Origin of the sequence: Chryseobacterium sp. WG14, from assembly GCF_024586945.1 — a bacterium.
In the GTDB taxonomy this organism is placed as follows: Bacteria; Bacteroidota; Bacteroidia; order Flavobacteriales; family Weeksellaceae; genus Chryseobacterium.
On the sequence record NZ_JALCZD010000001.1, the window covers coordinates 725,321 to 732,599 of the forward strand.

Genomic DNA, 7,279 nt, shown 5'->3' on the forward strand with positions numbered 1-7,279 from the left:
TGGTTTTTATCAAATTATCTTGTTATTTTCTGAGTTACATTTTTGTTGGAAATAACACAGGCTTTGCTGCAGTTATTTGCACTTGAAATATTAACCTGTACGAGTGCCGGCAACGATCTGTATTCTTCCGTATTGTAAGGAGCTTCAGTACCATTGCTTCCACCTCCTTTAATATCATATTGTATTTGGGCAACCCCTGTAAATCCAATTGCAGGCCTGAAAGAAAGCGCTCCGGTAATGGATGAATAGGTCCATGTCCCTTGACTGTTCGTATAAACGCCGCCTGTTATATTAGGAATTACAGCGCCATTATTATCCAAAAATCGGAATGAATTAAAATCAAGGTTGTTGTATGAAAGGGTTGGCGGATTTTGCCCGTTTGCTGAAGAATAAGCCGCATCATTAAGCAAAGGATAATACGTTGATTTTATCCCAGGACATCCCGCGAACAGATCATCTGTTACTTCAGCAGCATAAGGCCTGGTAACCCCTAAGTTTCTCAATAAATGGATGTTTTTAGCAGCTCCTGTAGAAGCGGCAAAACCAATTCTAAAGGTAGAAGGAGGTGATGTATCCAGCGTTCTTACCGTATTGTTGGATATGGTAGTCTCAGTATATTTCAGAGAAGTTGGATAATAATAATTATCAATCACTTTTTCTTTCACAGTTCCATGCTGTATTTCCAGGGTTATATTGTAACCACCGGAAGGGTTGGGTACTAATGTGACATAAGCTTTACGGAATCTTCCATCATTTTCATTGAGAGGAAAGGAAGTTCCACCACTTTCAATGCTGAATTGCTGAAGACCCGTGTTTTTAATACCAATAAACTTTCCTGTTGTAGTATCCAGATAAGCAGATCTGTTGCTGCTGGAAGGGGAGGCGTTGGTAGCTGTACTGTAAAGTAATGGATAGCCATTATATCCCGCAGGCTCAGCCGACGACAGATATTGGTTTCCACGTTTACCTCTTAAAGAAATATTGCTTCGCCCATCCGCCAGTCCCACTCCAAAAATTCCATTTCTAACCCTTTCTCTCTGATTAAAGCTGGTTTTAAAATTTCCGTATTCATCCAGGCCTATCCCTAAATAAGCTCCTCTAAGCCCTTCCGTAGACTCACCTCCACGTACAAAACTATATCCCAATCCTCCACCAAAGTATCCGAGATTAAGTTGGGTTTTAGGGATAGATCCGTCTACTAAGAATATAGAGATGCCATCCCCTCCGTTGGTATTTCCTCCATAAATGGCAAATTCAAATTCGAACTTGATTCCCTGATCACTTTTGAATATTTTATCAGCCAGGATTACCCCTCCTGAAATATTATTTACACTTCGGGTCAGCCGTAATCCGTCTGTAGTAAACGTAGCGTCATTCTGGACACCGCTTGTTGCTACTTTATAGGCTTCCTGAGGCTGCAACCCCTGCGTAAAGTTAACAAAATACGGATATCCGGTTCCCTGTTCATTCTGCGCCATGATATTTTGGGAGAAAATGAACAATGAAAAAGTGAGCAAAAATCTTTTGTATCGTACAATTGAGGTCCTTTTTATCATAGCTCAATTATTTGACAACAAAAACAATATTAATAAAAGAACAGTCTGTAGCCGCTGCTTTTACATCATATTTCATGACACCGTCATCAGAAATACTAATATTACTGAATACATTAGGATCAGCATCCGTTACATAATAGTAAAGATCCTTGCTGGATGGGAAAAAAGGAATAGATACCGGAGCGCTGGTGCTCTTTGCCTTTGGAGATCCGAACTGAGTTTTATATAATGTATATAGGTCTTTAGTTCTACCAGTTGCTGTGGTAGAAGTATCAAAAGAAACACTAGGCATGTAAAACATTTTTACAGCATTATTGCTGATACATAACCAATCAGGACTGGAAGGTGTGCCTATATTTTGGCTTAAACATTTTTTATCGGTATCATAAATTAAAAGAGAATTCGCCGGATTGGAAATAGCATCCCTTTTTGCAGTAGTAAGCCTCGGAATCAACATTCCTTTATTTTGGCTATAGACATCTAAAATGGCACTTTGATCAGGATTAGAAGTATTAATCCCTACCTGGGCGAATGTAAAAGAGCTTAGTAAAAAAAATGAACTTTGTAAGAAAAAACGTTTCATCATTAGTAAATTTATTTATGTTAATAATATTTAAGTTAACAACATGGATTGTTAAAAGCATCACTGTACTTTTAAATTAAAAATGGTTTTCGTTTTTTTTAGTTTTCGGATAACGTATTGTTCCGCAGACAATATGTATAACAATTCCTTAGAATATATTATAGTCAAAGGTTAAGCATGTAAACACAGATATTAACCACAATAATGACCTACAGTCTTCATTGTTAAATGTATTTTTTGCTATTGTTGATTTTGCTAAGAGAATTGAAAATAGGATTAGCAATAAGTCTACTATGTCGGACTTTTAATGGTATGTAAAATAATAATATTCATAATGCTTGTGTTTCTACAAAAGTACGAATAATTCATTTACATCAGTAAATTATTGTGATTAAAATTATATTAAATTATTTTTTTGGTTTAAATATTATTTTTTAATTAATTTTTTAATTATTATGCAATTGTTTGTATTTTGTCTTTATTGCTATAAGAAATTAATAAACCAAAGTATTTCTTTAAATTATCGGTTGGAATTTCACTCCGGAAATATAAACTTAAACATCTTGCAAAATGATCCGGAAATTTGAAGATAAAACAAGCCTCTGCTCTTGCAATATAAAAAAGCAGGTATTAATCACAAAGGAGACTATTGAAGATGTAATACTAGATATTAGATAAATAAGTGGTTGATTATTAGAGTATTGTTTGGGAATCGAGCCTGTTTTATAAAGTTCCTTGTTTTTGAATATTTGAACTCTCAGGAGAATTTTGAAAATATTATCTGCTGAGATTTTCTAATGCCTCTTCCAGCATGACAACAAAATTGATATGTTTTGTCTTATTGCTTTCAAAAATAAAATCTTTCATACTCTGGCTTTGGTATTGGCTGAAATCTCCAACTATGGCCAGTCCGATACGATAGTTTGAGAATTTCTGCAGTATTTCACCTGCCATTTTTGTCTTCAGATCAAAAAAATCAGGAGTAATGTTTTTTTCATACAGAATTACTTTATCAAATCCCTGATAATAAATATTGCCCATGAGATCCAATCCATCCTCTGCAGATTGAATGAGCATGTCATCAGAAATTATTTCTGCTATTTTTAGATTGTTGACCGTATGGGATTTGATTAGCATAGTCATCCGTTTATAAACATCAAAGATAATATAAACCTTAAGGCTGTAAAAGATCTGTTTTTAATTTTCCTGAATTGCTTTTTTCATATCTTTTAAGAAATCATGTAACGGAAATGCATCCCCCTGATTGGTCAGAGCAATGATGCAGCTGTTATGTTGTAGATCTCTCCAGAATAAAGCCCTGAAACCGTTGAGGCCACCTGTATGGCTTACCACCTTCCCGCTCCCGGTGTTTTCTATATACCATCCGAATCCATAATTGGAGGTCTCTCCATTGGTTAGAACAGCTGGAGTGTACATGAGAGCTGTATTGGCTTTATTGATCAGTGTGAAATTTCGTAATGCATGATCATACAGATAAAGATCTCCCGGAGTAGAGTAGATCCCTCCGTCTCCTGTGGTTAAAATTGAATAATCATCAGGCTTTTTATGCTGATTATAGCCTAAGGCTTTGTTTTCAATAACAGTAGATGAATCATAAACATAGGTGTGATTCATTTTTAAAGGGGCAATAATATGCTCAGTAATATATTCTTTATAAGACTTTTGTGAAATATTTTGAATGACCTGAGACAAAATAATATATCCGCTGTTGCTGTATTCAAACTGGCTTTCCGAAGCAAATTCCAGTTTTTTCAAGCTCTTCAGCCAACCGATAACATCCTGATTAGTCAGTGCTTTTTTACCAGAGAGTAGAGATTCATAATCTTTAATTCCTGAAGTATGATTTAAAAGCTGTCTTATACTGATATCCTTTGCATATTCAGGAAGTTTAACGTAGTGAGAAGCTTTATCATCATAGGCCAGTAATCCCTTTTCCTGAAGTTGTATAATAGCAGCTGCAGTAAAAGATTTGCTTAATGAAGCTATATAAAAAGAAGTGTTTTTATCCGCTTTTAATCCTTTCTCAATATTACTGAATCCCAATGCAGAATCATATACGTTCTTATTGTTCTTTACCACTAAAACAGAACCATTCAGTTCTCCGTTACGATGATACTGATCAATAACAGCCTGAGGTGTCTGCTGTTTACAGGAGATAAATTGTAAACCTACTGAAGCACAGATTACAATATTGGATAAGGAAATTTTCATAAGTTATACTTTATGGAAGTAAATGTACCTATTTCCTTCCATAGATAAACCTGTCATTGTCAGACAAATCCTTCAATAGCTCTGCCTTGGAAAAGTCACTATATAATGCCAGGGTTTCCGGACCCAGCTTCTGATTGATTTCTAAAAATAAAAGACCGTGGTCATTCAAATGTTTTTTACAGTCTGCTGCAATTTTTCTGTAAAAGACCAGCGCATCAGAAGTAGGAGAGAAAAGGGCCATTTTAGGTTCAAATTCTTTTACTGAATCTGCAATTTCAACCTCTTCCTCTATTCCTATATAAGGAGGATTGGAGATGATAATATCATAACATTCATTAGGCTCAAAACCAAGATAATCAGCGTGTATGAAATTGATATTCAGCTGATGGTACTCTGCATTTTTTTGAGCAGTAGACAATGCTTTTTCAGAAAAATCTACCGATGAAACTTCAGCATCAGGAAAGTGCTTTTTTAATACCAGAGGAATGACGCCACTTCCTGTTCCGATATCCAGAATTTTTAATGCTGTAGTTTTCTTTTTTTCAGCACTGGAGGCATGCCGGGTTTCTTCAGTCCATTTACTGTCCAACCCTTCAGACCTTATATCTCTATACCTTACATTGGAAATGTATTGTTGAATCTCAGGAATAGCAATTTCGAGCATTTCCTCCGTTTCAGGGCGGGGAATCAGTACATTTTCGTCTACAAAGAATTTCATTCCGTAAAACTCTGTTTCCCCTAAAATCTGCTGATAAGGCCGTCCGGTCTTCAGCTCAGATACTAAACTGGAAAGTTGGTTCTCATCTTCCATTAAAAGCTCCTGTTCAGAAAATCTTCTTTGCTGAAAATGATCAAAGCCTACAATTTTATGAATAAATAACGAGGATAAAAAAGCACTTTCCGACTCAGTATAAAGGTCGGAAAGTGTTTCTTTGAAATATTTTTTAAAAGCTGAAATTGTCATCTATCTTGTAAAAACCAGTTTTGTATCTGTAGATTTATCTTCGTCAATTCTGTAACCTTCATAATTGAAAGCCTTTACATCATTGAGCGTTTTGGCATTCGTTTCTGCGCAGAACCTCACAACAAGACCTCTTGCATGCTTGGTGTATACTACTATTGTTTTGAGCTTACCGTCTTTCAATTCATAGAAATCAAAATCAATCACGGTGTGATTTAATTTTTTTCTGTCAATCACCTTTCCATATTCATTGCTGGCAAGATGAAGCAGAACTTCTCCTTTTTTCATTTCAGAATTCAGCTGCGCTGTAATTTTTTCTCTCCAGAATTCATACAGGTTTTTATACTCTTCGAACGCAAAAGGGCGCCCCATTTCAAGCCTGTAAAGCATTACCTTATCAGAAGGTTTCAAAAGACCATATAATCCGGAAAGCATTCTATGATTTTTTTGCAGATACTCTATAGAAGCCTTATCAAGGGTTTTAGCATCTAAACCTCTGTATACTTCACCTGTGAAAGCAAACAGGGCAGGTGCAGACTCTTTGGCGGTAGGCTTTGATTTCCATCTTTGATTTCTTTCCCAGTTTTCATCAGCCAGCTTGGTTGATATTTCCATTAATTCAGAAAGATATTTTGGTGATTTTTCTTTTAAATAAGACTGTATAAGTGCTGCATCTTCAATGAATCTTGGAGTAGAAGATCTCAACAGGTCTGTTGAATTTTCTATATTCATTAATTTGGCAGGCGATGTTACAATTTTCATAATGTTAAAATACAGATAAGTTTTTTGAATCCATAAAATTCAGAACCATCACAGAAATAAAGGTAAGCATGCAATGGCATTGAACAGGATGTTAAAGTTTTGAATGTTATTTTTTACAATAGGGCAAAAATTTTCAATAGTGGCAGAGAAAGAATAGGTAAATCATAAGCAACTGGAAGGCAAAAAATGCAAATGTAGCCGGATGCTTATAGGCTATGCTGTTGAAACGCTATATCTCAGGTGAACCTGATTATATTATTCCTTTTCCCTGGCGGATGATTTCCGGTTCTCCCGAAGTAAGATCTACAATGGTAGAAGCTACATTATCACCATATCCCGAATCAATGACAATGTCTACAAGATGGTCATATTTCTCAGCAATCAGTTCAGGATCTGTAGAATACTCAATAATTTCATCATCATCTCTTATGGATGTTGACGCAATTGGATGTCCCAGTTTTTCAACGATAAGCTGCGGAATAGGATGATCCGGAACACGGATACCAATTGTTTTGTGTCCTTTATAAGCTAACGGCAAACTTTTATTAGCTTCAAGGATAAATGTAAAAGGTCCCGGCAGATGACTTTTCAGAAATCTGAATATCGAGGTGTCGATAGGTCTTGTAAAGTCGGAAAGATGGCTGAGATCGTTACATATAATTGAAAATTTTGCTTTTTCCAGCTTTATTTTTTTCAATTGAGCCAGTTTTTCCATGGCTTTTATATCAAAAATGTTGCAGCCTAACGCATAAATTGTATCCGAAGGATATATAATAAGCCCTCCGTTATTGAGTGTTTTAATAACCTCGTTTACAAGATTTTCCTGAGGATTGTCCGGGTATATTTTTAGTATTTTTGCCATAAAACAAAGATACAAATAATAAAATAGTTTTCATAAAAGTCCCTTATTTAAAAGAAAAATTAGGATTTTTAAAAAAAAGTCGTACATTTGCAATCCAATATCGCGGGATGGAGCAGTAGGTAGCTCGTCGGGCTCATAACCCGAAGGTCATCGGTTCGAGTCCGGTTCCCGCTACTAAGTAAGTGCTTTCGGTAGGCACTCTAAAAATACACCGCGGGATGGAGCAGTAGGTAGCTCGTCGGGCTCATAACCCGAAGGTCATCGGTTCGAGTCCGGTTCCCGCTACTAAGTAAGTGCTTTCGGTAGGCACTCTAAAAATACAC

7 protein-coding genes and 2 tRNA genes are annotated in these 7,279 nt (G+C 36.0%); 2 read left to right on the top strand and 7 right to left on the bottom strand.

Annotated elements, in window-relative coordinates; all coding sequences use genetic code 11:
- Window positions 1-14: 14 nt before the first annotated feature.
- The 7 genes from MP478_RS03190 to MP478_RS03220 all read right to left on the bottom strand — a co-directional run bounded on the left by MP478_RS03190 (window position 15) and on the right by MP478_RS03220 (window position 6,956).
- On the bottom strand, window positions 15-1,478 hold the full coding sequence (locus tag MP478_RS03190) for a hypothetical protein (RefSeq protein WP_257199554.1): 1,464 nt from the start codon (window positions 1,476-1,478) through the stop codon (window positions 15-17).
- Between the two features lie 85 nt (window positions 1,479-1,563).
- On the bottom strand, window positions 1,564-2,142 hold the full coding sequence (locus tag MP478_RS03195; protein ID WP_257199555.1) for a hypothetical protein: 579 nt from the start codon (window positions 2,140-2,142) through the stop codon (window positions 1,564-1,566).
- A 774-nt stretch (window positions 2,143-2,916) separates the two neighbouring features.
- Window positions 2,917-3,276, bottom strand: a complete 360-nt coding sequence (locus tag MP478_RS03200; RefSeq protein WP_257199556.1) for a DUF4180 domain-containing protein — start codon at window positions 3,274-3,276, stop codon at window positions 2,917-2,919.
- Window positions 3,277-3,336: 60 nt separating this feature from the next.
- A complete protein-coding gene (locus tag MP478_RS03205) occupies window positions 3,337-4,371 on the bottom strand; it encodes a serine hydrolase (protein WP_257199557.1) in 1,035 nt (344 codons plus the stop codon).
- Window positions 4,372-4,399: 28 nt separating this feature from the next.
- Entirely contained in the window at window positions 4,400-5,335 is a 936-nt protein-coding gene (prmC, locus tag MP478_RS03210; RefSeq protein WP_257199558.1) for a peptide chain release factor N(5)-glutamine methyltransferase, read from the bottom strand.
- Entirely contained in the window at window positions 5,336-6,094 is a 759-nt protein-coding gene (gene yaaA / locus MP478_RS03215) for a peroxide stress protein YaaA (protein ID WP_230035022.1), read from the bottom strand. It abuts the gene before it with no gap.
- A gap of 250 nt (window positions 6,095-6,344) precedes the next feature.
- On the bottom strand, window positions 6,345-6,956 hold the full coding sequence (locus MP478_RS03220) for an L-threonylcarbamoyladenylate synthase (protein ID WP_230035032.1): 612 nt from the start codon (window positions 6,954-6,956) through the stop codon (window positions 6,345-6,347).
- 101 nt (window positions 6,957-7,057) lie between these two features.
- On the opposite strand from MP478_RS03220, the gene MP478_RS03225 reads away from it, so the two are divergent.
- Window positions 7,058-7,130 (top strand) — tRNA-Met (locus MP478_RS03225).
- Between the two features lie 38 nt (window positions 7,131-7,168).
- Window positions 7,169-7,241, top strand: a tRNA-Met gene (locus tag MP478_RS03230).
- The last annotated feature ends 38 nt before the right edge of the window (window positions 7,242-7,279 follow it).

Excerpts from the sequence above, each read along its gene's own strand:
- MP478_RS03200 (WP_257199556.1), bottom strand. The coding sequence starts at position 3,276 with ATGCTAATCAAATCCCATACGGTCAACAATCTAAAAATAGCAGAAATA.
- prmC (WP_257199558.1), bottom strand. The coding sequence starts at position 5,335 with ATGACAATTTCAGCTTTTAAAAAATATTTCAAAGAAACACTTTCCGAC.
- MP478_RS03205 (WP_257199557.1), bottom strand. The coding sequence starts at position 4,371 with ATGAAAATTTCCTTATCCAATATTGTAATCTGTGCTTCAGTAGGTTTA.
- MP478_RS03190 (WP_257199554.1), bottom strand. The coding sequence starts at position 1,478 with ATGGCGCAGAATGAACAGGGAACCGGATATCCGTATTTTGTTAACTTT.
- MP478_RS03195 (WP_257199555.1), bottom strand. The coding sequence starts at position 2,142 with ATGATGAAACGTTTTTTCTTACAAAGTTCATTTTTTTTACTAAGCTCT.
- yaaA (WP_230035022.1), bottom strand. The coding sequence starts at position 6,094 with ATGAAAATTGTAACATCGCCTGCCAAATTAATGAATATAGAAAATTCA.
- MP478_RS03220 (WP_230035032.1), bottom strand. The coding sequence starts at position 6,956 with ATGGCAAAAATACTAAAAATATACCCGGACAATCCTCAGGAAAATCTT.